General features: G+C 70.3%; 12 protein-coding genes. 6 read left to right on the top strand and 6 right to left on the bottom strand.

All coding sequences use genetic code 11. The features are described 5' to 3' along the window. Positions 1–46: 46 nt before the first annotated feature. The 3 genes from ABL310_RS01610 to ABL310_RS01600 form a co-directional block, all read right to left on the bottom strand. Entirely contained in the window at positions 47–2,743 is a 2,697-nt protein-coding gene (locus ABL310_RS01610; protein ID WP_349369975.1) for a bifunctional acetate--CoA ligase family protein/GNAT family N-acetyltransferase, read from the bottom strand. Between the two features lie 148 nt (positions 2,744–2,891). After that, entirely contained in the window at positions 2,892–3,455 is a 564-nt protein-coding gene (locus ABL310_RS01605; protein ID WP_349369974.1) for a PAS domain-containing protein, read from the bottom strand. Between the two features lie 93 nt (positions 3,456–3,548). Next, the gene (locus ABL310_RS01600; RefSeq protein WP_349369973.1) at positions 3,549–4,814 is read right to left on the bottom strand and encodes a lytic transglycosylase domain-containing protein; all 1,266 of its coding nucleotides are present in this window, start codon (positions 4,812–4,814) and stop codon (positions 3,549–3,551) included. Positions 4,815–5,092: 278 nt separating this feature from the next. Here ABL310_RS01600 and ABL310_RS01595 point away from each other — a divergent pair, with 278 nt between their 5' ends. The 6 genes from ABL310_RS01595 to ABL310_RS01570 all read left to right on the top strand — a co-directional run bounded on the left by ABL310_RS01595 (position 5,093) and on the right by ABL310_RS01570 (position 9,906). Next, complete coding sequence (locus ABL310_RS01595) at positions 5,093–5,371, top strand: hypothetical protein (protein ID WP_349369972.1); 279 nt, start codon at positions 5,093–5,095, stop codon at positions 5,369–5,371. Between the two features lie 202 nt (positions 5,372–5,573). Then, positions 5,574–5,981: a succinate dehydrogenase, cytochrome b556 subunit gene (sdhC, locus tag ABL310_RS01590; protein ID WP_349369971.1), complete on the top strand. Its 408-nt coding sequence runs from the start codon at positions 5,574–5,576 to the stop codon at positions 5,979–5,981. A 12-nt stretch (positions 5,982–5,993) separates the two neighbouring features. Next, the gene (sdhD, locus tag ABL310_RS01585) at positions 5,994–6,392 is read left to right on the top strand and encodes a succinate dehydrogenase, hydrophobic membrane anchor protein (protein WP_349369970.1); all 399 of its coding nucleotides are present in this window, start codon (positions 5,994–5,996) and stop codon (positions 6,390–6,392) included. A gap of 16 nt (positions 6,393–6,408) precedes the next feature. Then, on the top strand, positions 6,409–8,250 hold the full coding sequence (gene sdhA / locus ABL310_RS01580; protein WP_349369969.1) for a succinate dehydrogenase flavoprotein subunit: 1,842 nt from the start codon (positions 6,409–6,411) through the stop codon (positions 8,248–8,250). Between the two features lie 12 nt (positions 8,251–8,262). After that, positions 8,263–9,045 carry a succinate dehydrogenase iron-sulfur subunit gene (locus tag ABL310_RS01575; protein ID WP_349369968.1) on the top strand — a complete coding sequence of 261 codons (783 nt, stop codon included), beginning with the start codon at positions 8,263–8,265 and terminating at the stop codon, positions 9,043–9,045. 243 nt (positions 9,046–9,288) lie between these two features. Beyond that, entirely contained in the window at positions 9,289–9,906 is a 618-nt protein-coding gene (locus ABL310_RS01570) for an AprI/Inh family metalloprotease inhibitor (RefSeq protein ID WP_349369967.1), read from the top strand. Positions 9,907–9,998: 92 nt separating this feature from the next. Here the strand turns inward: ABL310_RS01570 and lpdA are convergent, their stop codons facing one another. From lpdA to ABL310_RS01555, 3 genes are all read right to left on the bottom strand, one after another. Further along, a complete protein-coding gene (lpdA, locus tag ABL310_RS01565; protein WP_349369966.1) occupies positions 9,999–11,402 on the bottom strand; it encodes a dihydrolipoyl dehydrogenase in 1,404 nt (467 codons plus the stop codon). 74 nt (positions 11,403–11,476) lie between these two features. Next, positions 11,477–12,748, bottom strand: coding sequence for a 2-oxoglutarate dehydrogenase complex dihydrolipoyllysine-residue succinyltransferase (gene odhB, locus ABL310_RS01560; RefSeq protein WP_349369965.1), 1,272 nt, complete (start codon positions 12,746–12,748; stop codon positions 11,477–11,479). Between the two features lie 79 nt (positions 12,749–12,827). Then, positions 12,828–15,791, bottom strand: a complete 2,964-nt coding sequence (locus ABL310_RS01555) for a 2-oxoglutarate dehydrogenase E1 component (RefSeq protein WP_349369964.1) — start codon at positions 15,789–15,791, stop codon at positions 12,828–12,830. Positions 15,792–15,852 lie beyond the last annotated feature (61 nt).

The raw sequence follows: 15,852 nt of genomic DNA, 5'->3' as shown, positions 1-15,852 counted from the left end.
AAGCGCGGGCGTGTACGGACCGCCATGCCGCCGCAGCCGGGCGCCCTCACCCCTCCAGATCCAGTCGCACCACCTTCAGGTCCGGATCGTCCTTGTCCGTCGTGATCGCGAAGCCCAGCTGGCGGCACATCTCCAGCATGGTGCGGTTCTCGCGCAGCACCTGGCCCTCGACGTGGCGTAGCCCTTCCGCCTGCGCCCATTCGATCATCAGCTGCATCAGCCGCCAGCCGAGCCCGATGCCCTTGAGATCCGAGCGCAGCAGGATCGCGTATTCGCCGCTCTCGTGGTTGGCGTCCGCGTGGAGGCGCACGGCGCCCATCATCTCCCCGCTGTCCGGGTCGATCGCCACGAAGGCGATGGCGCGGGCGTAGTCGATCTGGGTGAGGCGCGCGATGAAGCTATGCGAGAAGTCGCGCACCGGCGCGAAGAAGCGCAGGCGCAGGTCCTCGTCGGTGACGCGCTTGAAGAAGGCCAGGAACAGGTCCTCGTCCTCCGGCCGCACCGGGCGCACGGAAGCCTCGCGGCCGTCAGGCAGCGGCAGCCGGCGCTCCCACTCGATCGGGTAGGGCCGCACGGCGAAGCTCGCATGCGGCGCCTTGGCCCGCCTGCCGGTGACCGGCGCGACGGCGACGCGGGCGTCGACCGCGATCACACCGTCCTTGTCGGCGAGGAAGGGGTTGATGTCGAGCTCGCGCACCTCCGGCAGGTCGGCGGCGAGCTGCGAGAGCTTCACCAGCACGAGCTTCACCGCCTCCAGGTCGGCGGCGGGCACGTCGCGATAGGCCCGCAGCACCCGCGAGACGCGGGTTCGGTCGATCAGCGTCTGCGCCAGGTTCATGTCGAGCGGGGGCAGCGCCAGCGCCTTGTCGCCGATCACCTCGACGGCGGTGCCGCCGCGGCCGAAGACGATGACGGGCCCGAACGTGTCGTCTGTGGCGATGCCGGCGATGAGCTCGCGCGCCTTGGGCTTCCTCACCATCGGCTGCACGGTGACGCCGGCGATGCGGGCGTCGGGCTTCATCGTGCGCGCCCGCTCGAGGATGTCCTGCGCCGCCGCGCGCGTCGCCTCCACGGAGGTGAGGTCGAGCGCCACGCCGCCGATGTCGGACTTGTGCACGATGTCGGGCGAGAGGATCTTCACCGCGACCATGCCGCCGTTCTCGACGAAGCGGCGCGCCGCCTCGCCGGCTTCCTCCGGCGTGCGCGCCAGCGTCACCGGCGCGTCGGGGATGCGGTAGGCCCGCATCAGGGCCGAGACCTCCATCGGGTCGAGCCAGGTGCGGCCCTCGGCGACGACGGTCTCGACGATGGCGCGGCCGGCGGCGCGGTCGGGCGCGAAATCCTCCGGCAGGCTGGACGGCGTCTGCATCAGCAGGTCCTGCGCCTCGCGATAGCGCACGAGATGCATGAAGCCCTGCACCGCGTCCGCCTCGGTGGCGTAGTGCGGAATGCCCGCCTGCTCGAAGGCGCGGGCCGCATCGGGATGCTCGCCGAGCCACACGGCGAAGACGGGCTTGCGGCGGTAGCCGGCGGCGCGGTCGCGCCGCATCGTCTCGACCACGGCCTGCGCCGCCTCCGGCGCGGAGGCGAGGGCGGTGGGCACGTTGAGGACGAGAACGGCGTCGTTCTCGGGGTCCTTCAGGAGCGCCTCCAGCGAGGCCGCATAGCGCCCGGCGTCGGCGTCGCCGATGATGTCGACGGGGTTGCCCTTCGACCAGGTCGCCGGCAGCGCCGCGTCGAGCGCGGCCATCGTCTCGGGCGAGAGCTCGGCGAGCCTGCCGCCGCGGTCGATGAGCCGGTCGACGGCGAGCACGCCGACGCCGCCGCCGTTGGTGAGGATGGCGAGGCGGTTGCCGGCGAAGGGCTTCTGCCGGCCGAGCGTCTCGGCGGCGGCGAAGAGCTCGTCGAGGTCGAAGACGCGCAGGAGCCCGGCGCGGCGGAAGGCGGCGTCGTAGACCCCGTCGGACCCGGCGAGCGCGCCGGTATGGGTCGCCGCCGCTTTCGCGCCCTGCGCGTGGCGGCCGGACTTGATCACGACGACGGGCTTCGCCCGCGCCGCCGCCCGCGCGGCGGACATGAACTTGCGCGCGGCGTTGATCGATTCGACGTAGAGCAGGATGGCGCGGGTGTGCCGGTCGGTCGCGAAATAGTCGAGGCAATCGCCGAAATCGACGTCGGCCTTGTCGCCCAGCGAGACCACGGCGGAAAAGCCGACGTTGCGCTGCGCGCCCCATTCCACCAGGCCCGCGGCGATGGCGCCGGACTGGGAGATCAGCGCGAGGTCGCCGGGCAGCGGCGGATTGGCGGCGAAGCTCGCGTCGAGGCCGGCGCGCGGGGCCATGACGCCGAGGCAGTTCGGCCCGACGAGGCGCAGGCCGTGGGCGCGCGCCGCCACGCGCGCCTCCTCCGCGAGGGATCCCGGGCCGTGCCCGAGCCCGGCGGTGATGACGATCGCCGCGCAGGCGTTCTTCTCGCCCGCCGCCTTCACCACACCCGGCACGGAGGCCGGCGGGGAGGCGATCACGACGAGATCCGGCGCCTCCGGCAAATCCGCCACGCGCGCGACGCAGGGCGTCCCGTCGATCTCGCGGTGGCGCGGATTGACGAGCCGGATCGGGCCCGAGAAGCCGGCGCGCTGGAGGTTGCGCAGCACCGTGCGGCCGAGCGAGCCCTCCCGCGGGCTCGCGCCGACGAGGGCGATCGAGCGGGGCGCGAACAGCTTGTCGAGGCGGTACGTGCTCATGGTCTCTCTCTTCCTCGGATCGGGCGGACGGACGACGACGGGATCGGGACGGCGGACGGGCGGCAGGGTGGCGCGCGACACGCTTCTTTCCAAGCGCGGCAAAGCACGCATGGTTCGGTGACGGGCGTGCGACGCCGCGTCGCCGCGCTCAGGGGCGGGCGAGCGCGGCCATCAGAGCGCCGTAGGTGGTGCCCATCTCGGCGAGTCTCGTCGCGAGGGCGGCGCGGGACGCGGCGAGCCCGGCGCGGCGGCTCGGATGCGCGCGCTCGATGGCGCGCAGCTCGGCATAGAGCGGCTCGACCGCGGCGCGGGCGCCGGCCGGGACCGGGCGGCGATTCGAATGGTAGCCGAGGATGCGCCCGGAGGCGTCGCGGCTCGGCGTGACGTGGGCGAGGACCCAGTAATGCGCCCCGTCGGCGGCGAGGTTGTTCACCACCGCGAAGACCTCGCGCCCGGCCTCGATCTCCTCCCACAGATGGGCGAAGACCGCGCGCGGCATGTCGGGATGGCGGATGATCGAATGCGGCGCGCCGAGCGCCTGCGATTCGCTCAGCGCCGCCATGCGCAGGAAGGTCGGGTTGGCGTAGGTGATCCGGCCCTTCAGGTCGGTCTTGGTGACGATCAGCGCCCCGGGCGGAAAGGCGCGCTCGATGCCGGTCGGCGCGACGCGGCGTTCGAGCCGCGGGGCGGGTGTGTCGGAGACGGCGATCACGGACGAGCTATCCCTGCGGTGGACGACGCTAGGGAACGCTAGGCCCGCGATGCGGCGCGGCGCGCTGATCTGGATCAACGCGCCGGCCCGATCTCAGCGGCCGCTCGCCACCGTCAGGGTGCGGCGCGGAGGCAGCGGCACGCGCGCGTCGCCCTCGCCCTTCACGGGCAGGTAGGCGAGCGCCTCCGCGGACTCGTCGGCCCCGTCGGCCTCTTCCTCCGGCGAGACCATCTCCATCTGGTCGCCCTTGAGCGAGGCGTAGTACGCGGTCTCGTGGGACAGAAGCCGCGCGAGGCGGCGCGCGCGCGGCGCCTCCGCCCAGGGATCGACCGACGCGTAGCGGTCGACCCGCTCGCCGATCACCTCGGCGAACAGGGCGTCGACCTCGGCGTAGCTGCGCGGGCGGGCGCCCCCTTCGTAGAAGATGGCGCGGTTGGCCCGTGCGGCCGCCTCGAATTCCGCGGAGGCGGGCGCGTCGGGATAGCCGTCCTTGAAGACGAGGAAGCGCGTCGCGCCGCCTCGCCCGAGGAAGTGCGCGAGATAGACCTCGTGCGGCGCGAGCTTGCGGCCGAGATCCTCCTCGATCCGGGCGCGGTCGCGGGCGAGCATCTCGCCCGCCATCAGGCCGGCGATCAGCGGCTCGCGCCGCAGCGCGAGGATCTCCTCGCGGCGAGCGGGGTCCTCGACGACGTAGCGCCCGTCCGCGTTCTGGACGATGTCCGCCGCCTCCTCCGCGAGGCCGTGCTTCTCGCCGAAGCTGGAGACGACCTCGAGCCAGGTCTGCTCGATGAACTGGTAGAGCCCTTCCGCCGAGGAGGTGCTGGCGCCGACGCTCGGACGCAGGCTCGATTCCTTGTCGGCGAGAGCGAGCATGAAGACCGGATCGCCGCCGGTCTGCGTCGCCGCCGCGGTGACGGCGGTGACGATCCAGCGCTCGACGCGCATCGCGCCGAAGCGCACCGTCCGCGTCTCGCGCTCGAGCGCGGCGTGCGCCGCGTCCGCGAGCGCGGTGATCCGGCCGGGCGCGGCAGGCGCCGCGGCGAGCAGCTGCGTCAGCGTGTCCCGGACCTCGGACCCGCCGAAGCGCGTTGCCAGCACGTCCGCGGTCGCCCGCGCGGTGAGCGCCGGCGCGAAGGCCGGAACGCCGAACGTGTATGCGCGCGCCTCGGCGGACGCCGGCGCGAGAGCGCCGTCCGCGACGACGCTGTTGGCCGCGATCCCGAGCGCGAGCGCCGCAGCGAGGCGGACCCCGCCGCGGATGCATCGCCGGCGCGCCGCTATCGGCGCGCACGCTCCCGTTCCGTCGGCGCGCGACCGACGGTTCGCGGCGCCCGCCGGCGCCGTGTTCGACTGCGTCATGCTGCCCCTCGACTGAACCCGCGCCGCGATGCGGCGCCGACGGCCTCCCGACCCTGCGGGACTACGCTGCGAGACTTGGCCCGGCAGTTTGGCGGCAATGGGTCAGCTTGGCCGCTGACCCTGCGACGGGCCGTCGCGCCCGCGCCTCTTCCGGATCTCCGATGCGCTCCGCGCGTCATCCAAACGCCGCCATGCGAGATTAGAAGAAGATCGCGCGGGTCCGGGTGGCGGTCCGACCCGCATCACATCGCACGCCCCACGGCGAGGAGGCCCCGAACGTGATCGACGTCGTCGCGCCAGCGCGCAGAGCGCCCTTCGACGGGCAGGGCCGGACCTGGAACGTGTTTCGGCGCAAGGACGCGGCCGAGCTGCGCTGCGCCGTGCCCGAGGAGCGGATCGTGCCCGGCTTCATCACGGACGGCGCCTGGGAGTTCGCGGGCCGCATCGGCGGCGGCGAGAGGCCGCCGGACGGATTCGACGCGCGCGCGGCCGGGCAATTGTCTCAATGGAACGGCTTCTACCTTTTCGAAACGTGGGGTCGCGCACCCCGCGGCTGAACCGGGTCCGAGGCCGGGCGGCGCCGAAAAACGCTCCGCGGCGAAACCCTTACGACCTTCGTCCAATCCCGTTTACAAAATTTCCAACCTGTAACACGACCGACCCGATGCCGCATTGTCGTCGGGGGAGGCATTGGTTAGTTACGCTCCCGAGCCTGTGTCATTTTTGCGGCACGACGCCGCAGGCGTGAGGAGTTGCCCGATGGCGGGAGCCGATACGGCGCGAGCCGAATCCAAGCGGCCTTTGTCGCCGCACCTGCAGATCTATCGCTGGACCTGGACGATGGCGATGTCCATCTTCCACCGTGCGACCGCGATCGTTCTCTATGTCGGGACGGTCTTCCTCGCCTTCTGGCTGCTCGCCCTGGCGGCTGGGCCCCAGGCCTACGAAACCGCGGCCTGGTTCTTCGGGTCCTGGCTCGGCTACCTGATCCTGTTCGCCTACACCTGGGCGCTGATGCATCACATGCTCGGCGGCGTGCGCCACTTCGTCTGGGATTTCGGCAAGGGCTTCGAGCCCTCGCAGCGCTTCCTGCTCGCGAAGCTCACCCTCGTCGGGTCGGTCTCCCTGACCCTCGTCATCTGGATCGTGGCGCTCATCGCGCGCTGAGGGAGCCCCGACATGGCCACCAGGAACTCCATCCGCACCCCGCTCGCCCGCGCCAAGGGGCTCGGCGCCGCCGGGGCGGGCACCGATCATTTCTGGCATCACCGCATCACGGCGGTGTCGAACCTGCTGCTCGTCTTCCCCTTCGTGGTGATCGTGGCGCTGGTCGCCGGGCGGCCCTACGCGGAGGCGGTCGCGATCGTGTCGCACCCCCTTGTCGCGATCCTGCTCGCGCTCTTCGTGATCAGCATCACGGTCCACATGCGGCTCGGCATGCAGATCGTCATCGAGGACTACGTACACGGCAAGGGCGCGAAGATCGCCGCCGTGATCGCGAACACCTTCTTCGCGATCGCCATCGGCGCGGCCAGCCTCTTCGCGATCCTGAAGGTCGGCTTCGGCCCCTTGCTCTGAGGGAGTATGTGACACAATGGCGAACGACGCTTCCCCCGCGGCCAACGGCGCCGCCCCGTCCGTCAACGGCGCGGCCTACCCGATCACGGACCACACCTTCGACGTCGTGGTCGTCGGCGCCGGCGGCGCGGGCCTGCGCGCGACGGTCGGCTGCTCGCAGGCGGGCCTGCGCACGGCCTGCGTGACCAAGGTCTTCCCGACGCGCTCCCACACCGTCGCGGCGCAGGGCGGCATCTCGGCCGCGCTCGGCAACATGGGCGAGGACGACTGGCGCTGGCACATGTACGACACCGTGAAGGGGTCGGACTGGCTCGGCGACCAGGACGCCATCGAGTATCTCTGCCGCCACGCGCCCGCCGCCGTCTACGAGCTCGAGCACTGGGGCGTGCCCTTCTCGCGCACCGATAGCGGCAAGATCTACCAGCGCCCGTTCGGCGGCATGACCACGCGCTACGGCGAGGGCACCGCCCAGCGCACCTGCGCGGCCGCCGACCGCACCGGCCACGCCATCCTGCACACGCTCTACGGCGCGGCGCTGAAGAACGACACGAACTTCTTCATCGAGTTCTTCGCCATTGACCTGATCATGGACGAGGAGGGTCGCTGCCGCGGCATCGTCGCCCTCGACATGACGACGGGGACGATCCATCGCTTCCGCGCGCAGATGGTGATCCTCGCCACCGGCGGGTACGGCCGCGCCTATTTCTCGGCGACGTCCGCCCACACCTGCACCGGCGACGGCAACGCCATGGTGCTGCGCGCCGGCCTGCCGCTGCAGGACATGGAATTCGTGCAGTTCCACCCGACGGGCATCTACGGCGCGGGCTGCCTCATCACCGAGGGCGCGCGCGGCGAGGGCGGGTACCTCACCAATTCCGAGGGCGAGCGCTTCATGGAGCGCTACGCCCCCTCCGCGAAGGATCTCGCCTCGCGCGACGTCGTCTCGCGCGCCATGACGATGGAGATCCGCGGCGGCCGCGGCGTCGGCAAGGACGCGGACCACATCTATCTCCACCTCGACCATCTCGACCCGAAGATCCTCCATCAGCGCCTGCCGGGCATCTCGGAGAGCGCCAAGATCTTCGCCGGCGTCGACGTGACGAAGGAGCCGATCCCGGTCCTGCCGACCGTGCATTACAACATGGGCGGCATCCCGACGAACTTCTACGGCGAGGTCCTCACCAAGAAGGGCGGCGATCCGGACGCGGTGGTGCCCGGCCTGATGGCCATCGGCGAGGCGGCCTGCGTCTCGGTCCACGGCGCCAACCGGCTCGGCTCGAACTCGCTGATCGACCTCGTGGTCTTCGGCCGCGCGGCGGGCCTGCGCTGCGCCGAGATCGTCAAGCCCGGCGAGAGCCAGGCGCCGTTGCCGGCGGGCTCTGCCGACAAGTCGCTCGCGCGCCTCGACCGCTTCCGCAACGCCAACGGCGCGACGCCCACCGCCGATCTGCGGCTCTCGATGCAGAAGACCATGCAGAACAATTGCGCGGTCTTCCGCACCGGCGAGGTGCTGAACGAGGGCAAGACGCTGATCCACGAGGTCTGGGGCGGGATCACGGACATCTCCACCAAGGACCGCTCGCTGATCTTCAACACCGACCTGATCGAGACGCTCGAGTTCGACAACCTGATCACCCAGGCCGTGGTGACCATGGAATCGGCCGCGAACCGCACCGAGTCGCGCGGGGCGCACGCCCGCGAGGACTTCCCCGAGCGCGACGACAAGGAGTGGATGAAGCACACCCTCGCCTGGTGCGACGAGGGCAAGGGCGAGGTCACGATCGACTATCGCCCGGTCCACACCTACACGCTCTCGAACGAGATCGAGTACATCGCGCCGAAGGCGCGGGTGTACTGAGGACGCGTACAGATGGCTGAATTCAAGCTCCCCAAGAACTCCCAGTATCGCGAGGGCAAGGTCTGGCCGAAGCCCGTCGACGGGAAGCGGCTGCAGGAGTTCCGGATCTACCGCTGGAACCCCGACGAGACCGAGAATCCGCGCATCGACACCTACTACGTCGATCGCGAGGATTGCGGGCCGATGGTGCTCGACGCCCTCATCTGGATCAAGAACAAGGTCGACCCGACGCTGACCTTCCGGCGCTCCTGCCGCGAGGGCATCTGCGGCTCGTGCGCCATGAACATCCAGGGGCAGAACACCATCGCCTGCACGCGCGGCATCGACGAGTGCGGCTCGGGGGCGGTGAAGATCTATCCTCTGCCGCACATGCCGGTGCTCAAGGACCTCGTCCCCGACCTGACGCAGTTCTTCGCCCAGCACGCCTCGGTGGAGCCCTGGCTGCAGACGCAGACGCCGGCGCCGGAGCACGAGTGGCGGCAGACGCCGGAGGACCGCGTCGAGCTCGACGGGCTCTACGAGTGCATCCTGTGCGCCTGCTGCACCACGGCGTGCCCCTCCTATTGGTGGAACGGCGACCGCTTCCTCGGCCCCGCCGCGCTGCTGCACGCCTACCGCTGGCTGGCCGATTCGCGCGACGAGATGACCGGCGAGCGGCTCGACAAGCTCGAGGATCCGTTCAAGCTCTACCGCTGCCACACCATCATGAACTGCGCCAACGCCTGCCCGAAGGGCCTCAACCCGGCCAAGGCGATCGCCGAGATCAAGAAGATGATGGTGACCCGCCACGTGTGAGGGCCCGCCTGCGGGGACCGCCGCGCCTGCGGCGCGCGCGCCACACCCGTTCCGAAAACGCCGCCGCCGGGTGAACCCCGTGCGGCGGCGCTCGTTTTTCAGGAGCGTTCAGGCCTGCTTCACCCTATTTCAACCACGATCGGCTAGGACGAGTTACCTCGGATGCGGCGCGAGCCGTACCCGCCGATGCGCCGGCCCCGTCGCCGGAACGCTCACGAGACGGATGAGACCCGGATGGACGCCATGACGCCCCGCCCCGCCCTCGGCCAGACTTCCCGCCGCGCCCTGCGCCTCACCGTGCTCGCGGCGACCGTCCTCGCGCTCGGCGCCTGCCAGTCCGCCCGGTTCGGCGGGCCGCAGCGCCCGGTCGTCGCGACCTCGCCCGGCGTCATCACCACGACGCCGCTCGAGCCCGGCATCGCGGCTCCGGCCGGCGTGGTCGAGGCCGAGCCGCTCGCCCCGCCGCCCGGCACGGGCGTCCTCGGCGACGGGCTCACGCAGTCGGACCAGATCGTCTCCGACGTGCCGTCCTCGCCGCAGGTGGCCGCCATCCCCGCCCCGGCGCCGGCGCAGCCGCGCGTGTCCCGCACGACCTTCGTGGGCACCTGGCGCGCCAGCGAGCCCGGCGGCGGCTCCTGCCGCGTGACGCTCTCCTCCTCGCCCTCGCTCGACCTCTACCGCGCCTCGACCTCGGGCTGCGCGAACGAGGACCTCAGCCGCATCTCGGCCTGGGACCTGCGCAACGACGAGATCTACCTCTATCGCCAGGGCGGCGCCGTGGCCGCACGCCTGCGCGCCTCGCCGGGCGCGATGCAGGGCGTCCTGTCCCGCTCCGGCGCGCCGGTGGCGCTGGCCCGCTGAGGCCGCCCGCAGCGCGTTACACCTGAAAAGAGAAAGCCCCGGGTCGCGGCGCGGCCCGGGGCTTTTCCGTTCGTCCACGGTGGGCGGCGCCCTCACATGTGCAGCGCGCGCTTCTCCACCGCCAGCGCGGCTTCCTTCACCGCCTCGGCCAGAGTCGGGTGGGCGTGGCAGGTGCGCGCCACGTCCTCGGAGGAGGCGCCGAACTCCATCGCCACCGCGATCTCGTGGATGAGGTTGCCGGCCTCGGGGCCGACGATGTGGGCGCCGAGCACGCGGTCGGTCTCGGCATGGGCGAGGACCTTGACGAAGCCGTCGGTCATCAGGTTCGCCTTGGCGCGGCCGTTGGCCGTGAAGGGGAACTTGCCGACGTTGTAGGGGATGCCCTGCGCCTTCAGGTCCTCCTCCGTCGCGCCGACGGCGGCGACCTCCGGATAGGTGTAGACCACGTTGGGGATCACGCCGTAATTCACGTGCCCGCCCTTGCCGGCGAGGAGTTCGGCCAGCGCAACGCCCTCGTCCTCGGCCTTGTGGGCGAGCATCGGGCCCGTGATCACGTCGCCGATGGCGTAGATGCCCGCGACGTTGGTGGCGAAGTGCCCGTCGGTGACGACGCGGCCCTTGTCGTCCCTGGCGACGCCGACCTCGTCCAGCCCGAGCCCGTCCGTGTAGGGCCGCCGGCCGACCGCCACGAGCACGACGTCGGCCTCGATGGTCTCGGCCTCCCCGCCCTTGGCCGGCTCGACCTTCAGCGTCACGCCCGCGTCCGTCGCGGTCGCCTCGGTGACCTTGGACGACAGCTTGAAGGTCATGCCCTGCTTGGTGAGGATCTTCTGGAACTGCTTCGCCGTGTCGGCGTCGATGCCGGCGAGGATGCGGTCGAGATACTCGATCACGGTCACCTTGGCGCCGAGCCGCCGCCAGACCGATCCGAGCTCGAGCCCGATCACGCCGCCGCCGATCAGCACGAGGTGCTCCGGGACCGTCTCCAGATCGAGCGCGCCCGTGGAGGAGACGATGCGCTTCTCGTCGATCGCGACGCCCGGCAGCGCGGTCACCTCCGAGCCCGTGGCGATGACGATGTTCTTCGTCTCGAGCGTGGTCGTCGCGCCGTCCTCGGCGGTCACCTCGACCTTGCCCGGCGCGACGATGCGGCCCGCCCCGTGGTGGGCGTCGATCTTGTTCTTCTTGAGCAGGAACTCGACGCCCTTGGTGTTGCCCTCGATCGCCTGGTCCTTGAAGGAGAGCATCTTCTTCAGGTCGAGCTTGGGCTCGCCCACCCCGATGCCGAAGGCGTCGAAATGGTGGGCGGCCTCCTCGAACAGATGCGAGGCGTGCAGCAGCGCCTTCGAGGGGATGCAGCCCACGTTGAGGCAGGTGCCGCCATGCGCCTTGCGCTTCTCGACGACGGCGGTCTTCAGCCCGAGCTGCGCCGCGCGAATGGCGCAGACGTATCCGCCCGGGCCGGTACCGATGATGACGAGATCGTAGGTGGACATGCAGCGAGCCTCGAATTCATGGGCGGCGCGCGGCGGTCCGCGCGCCGGAAAAGTGAAGAGCGATCAGGGGAGGATCACAGATCCAGCACGAGCCGCGCCGGGTCCTCCAGGGCTTCCTTCACCCGCACGAGGAAGGTCACGGCCTCCTTGCCGTCGACGATGCGGTGGTCGTAGGAGAGCGCCAGATACATCATCGGGCGCACCACGACCTGGCCGCCGCGCACCACGGGGCGCTCCTCGATGCGGTGCATGCCGAGGATGCCGGACTGGGGCGCATTGAGGATCGGCGTCGACATCAGCGAACCGTAGATGCCGCCGTTGGTGATGGTGAAGGTGCCGCCCTGCATCTCGTCGATGGAGAGCTTGCCGTCGCGGGCCTTCTTGCCGAAGACGCCGATCTGCTTCTCGATCTCGGCGATCGACATCTGGTCGGCGTCGCGCACCACCGGCACGACGAGGCCCTTCTCGGTGCCGACCGCGATGCCGACGTGGTAGTAGTTCTTGTAGACGATGTCCTGCCCGTCGATCTCGGCGTTGACGGCCGGGAGCTCCTTGAGCGCCTGCACGCAGGCCTTGGTGAAGAAGCCCATGAAGCCGAGCTTCACGCCGTGCTTCTTCTCGAATACGTCCTTGTAGGTCTTGCGCATCTCCATCACGGCCGACATGTCGACGTCGTTGAACGTCGTGAGCATGGCCGCGGTGTTCTGCGCGTCCTTGAGGCGGCGCGCGATGGTCTGGCGCAGCTTCGTCATGCGCACGCGCTCCTCGCGCGAGGCGTCGTCCGGCGCGGAGGGCGCGCGCATCTGCGCGGGGGCTGGGGCCGGCGCCGTGGGAGCCGTCGCGCCCCCGCCCGCGATGGCGGCGAGCATGTCGCCCTTGGTGACGCGCCCGTCCTTGCCGGAGGCCGCGACCTGCGCGGGATCGACGCCGCTCTCGCGGGCGAGGCGGCCGACCGCCGGGCCGTGATCCTCGGTCGAGAGGCCGGTCTTGGGCGCGTTGCCGTACCCCTGCGTCTGCACCGCGGGCTCCGCGGCCTTGGCGGCGGGCTTCTCCTCGGCCTTTTCCGGCGCCTTCTCGGCCTTCTTGGCCGGCGCCGCCGCCGCGGACGCGCCCTCGTCGATCGTGCCGAGCACGCCGCCGGGCTCGACCGTTGCGCCCTCCGCCTGCGCGATCTCGGCGATCACGCCGGACGCCGGCGCGTTCACCTCGAGCGTGACCTTGTCGGTCTCGAGCTCGACGAGCGGCTCGTCGGCGCTCACCGCCTCGCCGGGCTTCTTGAACCAGCGGGCGATGGTCGCTTCGCTGACGGATTCGCCCAATGTGGGTACGCGGATCTCTGTGGCCATCGGTTCGGGTCGCTTCGGTCGGAGGAGGAGGGGCGGGCGCCCGCCGCACGGGAGGCGGCGGGCGGCGGGGAGGCCGGGATCAGCCGGCGTAGACCTCGTCGAGGAAGGCCTGGAGCTGGTGGAGGTGCTTCGACATCAGGCCCGTCGCCGTCGCCGCGGAGGCCGGGCGGCCGGCGTAGCGCGGACGCGAGACCTTGGAGCCCGCGTGCCGCAGCACCCACTCGAGGTAGGGCTCGACGAAGGTCCAGGAGCCCATGTTCTTGGGCTCCTCCTGGCACCAGACCACGTCGGCGTTCTTGAAGCGCGAGAGCTCCTGCTGCAGCGACTTGAGCGGGAACGGGTAGAGCTGCTCCACGCGCATGAGGTAGACGTCGTTGACGCCGCGCTTCTCGCGCTCCTCGAACAGGTCGTAATAGACCTTGCCCGAGCACAGCACCACGCGGCGGATCTTGTCGTCGCGCACCAGCTGGATCTCGCCGACGCCGTAGTGCGCATCGTCGTGCAGGATGCGGTGGAAGGCCGAATCCGGGCCGAAATATTCCGCCGTCGAGACGCAGCGCTTGTGGCGGAGCAGGCTCTTGGGCGTCATCAGGATGAGCGGCTTGCGGAACTCGCGCTTCAGCTGACGGCGCAGGATGTGGAAGTAGTTCGCCGGCGTCGAGACGTTGGCGACCTGCATGTTGTCCTCGGCGCACATCTGCAGGAAGCGCTCGAGCCGGGCCGAGGAGTGTTCCGGCCCCTGGCCCTCGTAGCCGTGCGGCAGCAGGCAGACGAGGCCCGACATGCGCAGCCACTTGCGCTCGCCCGAGGAGACGAACTGGTCGAAGACCACCTGCGCGCCGTTGGCGAAGTCGCCGAACTGCGCCTCCCAGAGCGTCAGCGCGTTCGGCTCGGCCAGCGAATAGCCGTACTCGAAGCCGAGCACCGCCTCCTCCGAGAGCATCGAGTTGATGACCTCGTAATGCGCCTGGTCCTCGGCGATGTGGTTGAGCGGCGTGTAGCGCTCCTCCGTCTCCTGGTCGAGGAGCACGGAATGGCGCTGCGAGAAGGTGCCGCGCTCGCAATCCTGGCCGGACAGGCGCACGCGGTGGCCTTCGAGCAGCAGCGAGCCGAAGGCCAGCGCCTCGGCGGTCGCCCAGTCGATGCCCACGCCGCTCTCGATCATCCGGCGACGGTTGTCGAGGAAGCGCTTGATCGTGCGGTGGACGGCGAAGCCCTCCGGCACGGTGGTGAGCGCCTCGCCGATCTGCTTGAAGACCTCGTCGTCGATGCCGGTGCGCCCGCGGCGGGGATCGTCGACGTCCTCCTTCACGGCCTTGAGGCCGGCCCAGCGGCCGTCGAGCCAGTCCGCCTTGTTCGGCTTGAAGGCGGTGGCCGTATCGAACTCCTCGTCGAGGCGCTTGCGGAAGGAGGTCTTCATCTCCTCGATCTCGGCCTCGGTGACGACGCCGTCGGCGACGAGCTTCTTGGAGTAGAGCTCCAGCGCCGAGGGGTGCTGGCGGATGATCTTGTACATCCGCGGCTGGGTGAAGGACGGCTCGTCGCCCTCGTTGTGGCCGTAGCGCCGGTAGCAGAACATGTCGATGACGACCGGCTTCTGGAAGCGCTGCCGGTACTCCGTCGCGACCTTGGCGGCGAAGACGACCGATTCCGGATCGTCGCCGTTGCAGTGCAGGATCGGCGCCTCGACCATCTTCGCCACGTCGGACGGGTAGGGCGAGGACCGCGAGTAGCGCGGGTTCGTGGTGAAGCCGATCTGGTTGTTGATGATGAAGTGGATCGAGCCGCCGGTGCGGTGGCCCTTGAGGCCCGACAGCCCGAGGCACTCGGCCACGACGCCCTGGCCGGCGAAGGCCGCGTCGCCGTGGAGCAGCAGCGGCAGAACCGCGGTGCGCAGGTCCGGCGGGCAGCCGTGCTGGTCCTGCTTGGCGCGCACCTTGCCGAGCACCACGGGATCGACGATCTCGAGATGGGACGGGTTCGCGGTCAGCGAGAGATGGACGTTGTTGCCGTCGAAGGTGCGGTCGGACGAGGCGCCGAGATGGTACTTCACGTCGCCCGAGCCCTCCACCTCGTCGGGGGCGAAGGAGCCGCCCTTGAACTCGTGGAACAGCGCGCGGTGCGGCTTGCCCATCACCTGGGTGAGGACGTTGAGGCGGCCGCGATGGGCCATGCCGAGCACGATCTCCTTCACGCCGAGATTGCCGCCGCGCTTGATGATCTGCTCGAGCGCGGGGATCAGCGCCTCGCCGCCGTCGAGGCCGAAGCGCTTGGTGCCGGTGTACTTGAGATCGAGGAACTTCTCAAAGCCCTCGGCCTCGATCAGCTTGTTGAGGATGGCGCGCTTGCCCTCGCGGGTGAAGGCGATCTCCTTGTCCGGGCCCTCGATGCGCTCCTGGATCCAGGCCTTCTCGACCGGGTCGGAGATGTGCATGAACTCGACGCCGAGCGTCTGGCAATAGGTGCGCTCGAGGATCGCCAGGATCTCGCGGATGGTCCCGAACTCGAGGCCGAGCACCATGTCGAGGAAGATCTTGCGGTCGTAGTCCTCGGGCGTGAAGCCGTAATGCGCCGGCGAGAGCTCCTCGTCGGAGACGCGCTTCTCGAAGCCGAGCGGGTCGAGGTTGGCGTGCAGATGGCCGCGCATGCGGAAGGCGCGGATCATCATCAGCGCTTTCAGCGAATCGCGGGTGGCCTGCTGCACCTCCGCCTGGCTGATCTCGACGCCGCGCCCCTGCGCCTTCTTCTGGATCTTCTCGCCGAGGCTCTTCTCGACCTGCGCCCAGTTGCCGTCGAGCGCGGAGACGAGCTCGCCGTTCATCGGGATCGGCCAGTTCGGCCGCTTCCAGGAGGCGCCCTTCGCGTTCTTGGCGACGGTCGCGCTCTCCTCCTTCATCGCCCCGAAGAAGGCCTGCCACTCGGCGTCCACCGAGCGGGGGTCCTGCGTGTAGGCGGCGTAGAGATCCTCGATGTACGCGGCGTTGGTGCCGGAGAGGAAGGAGGTCTGGAGGAAACCTTCGTTGGCGTCGGTCTGGCGTGCCATGGCGATCTTACGTCCGTTTCGGCGCGGCGTCCCGCGCCTGCAGGTGTGAGGGCGAGAAGCC

The organism is Salinarimonas sp., assembly GCF_040111675.1.
Classification (GTDB): Bacteria; Pseudomonadota; Alphaproteobacteria; order Rhizobiales; family Beijerinckiaceae; genus Salinarimonas.
The sequence above is the reverse complement of the archived record's forward strand: the minus strand, read 5'-3'. Positions and strand labels throughout refer to the sequence as shown.

Excerpts from the sequence above, each read along its gene's own strand:
- ABL310_RS01610 (WP_349369975.1), bottom strand. The coding sequence starts at position 2,743 with ATGAGCACGTACCGCCTCGACAAGCTGTTCGCGCCCCGCTCGATCGCC.
- ABL310_RS01600 (WP_349369973.1), bottom strand. The coding sequence starts at position 4,814 with ATGACGCAGTCGAACACGGCGCCGGCGGGCGCCGCGAACCGTCGGTCG.
- sdhC (WP_349369971.1), top strand. The coding sequence starts at position 5,574 with ATGGCGGGAGCCGATACGGCGCGAGCCGAATCCAAGCGGCCTTTGTCG.
- sdhD (WP_349369970.1), top strand. The coding sequence starts at position 5,994 with ATGGCCACCAGGAACTCCATCCGCACCCCGCTCGCCCGCGCCAAGGGG.
- sdhA (WP_349369969.1), top strand. The coding sequence starts at position 6,409 with ATGGCGAACGACGCTTCCCCCGCGGCCAACGGCGCCGCCCCGTCCGTC.
- ABL310_RS01575 (WP_349369968.1), top strand. The coding sequence starts at position 8,263 with ATGGCTGAATTCAAGCTCCCCAAGAACTCCCAGTATCGCGAGGGCAAG.
- ABL310_RS01570 (WP_349369967.1), top strand. The coding sequence starts at position 9,289 with ATGACGCCCCGCCCCGCCCTCGGCCAGACTTCCCGCCGCGCCCTGCGC.
- lpdA (WP_349369966.1), bottom strand. The coding sequence starts at position 11,402 with ATGTCCACCTACGATCTCGTCATCATCGGTACCGGCCCGGGCGGATAC.
- odhB (WP_349369965.1), bottom strand. The coding sequence starts at position 12,748 with ATGGCCACAGAGATCCGCGTACCCACATTGGGCGAATCCGTCAGCGAA.
- ABL310_RS01555 (WP_349369964.1), bottom strand. The coding sequence starts at position 15,791 with ATGGCACGCCAGACCGACGCCAACGAAGGTTTCCTCCAGACCTCCTTC.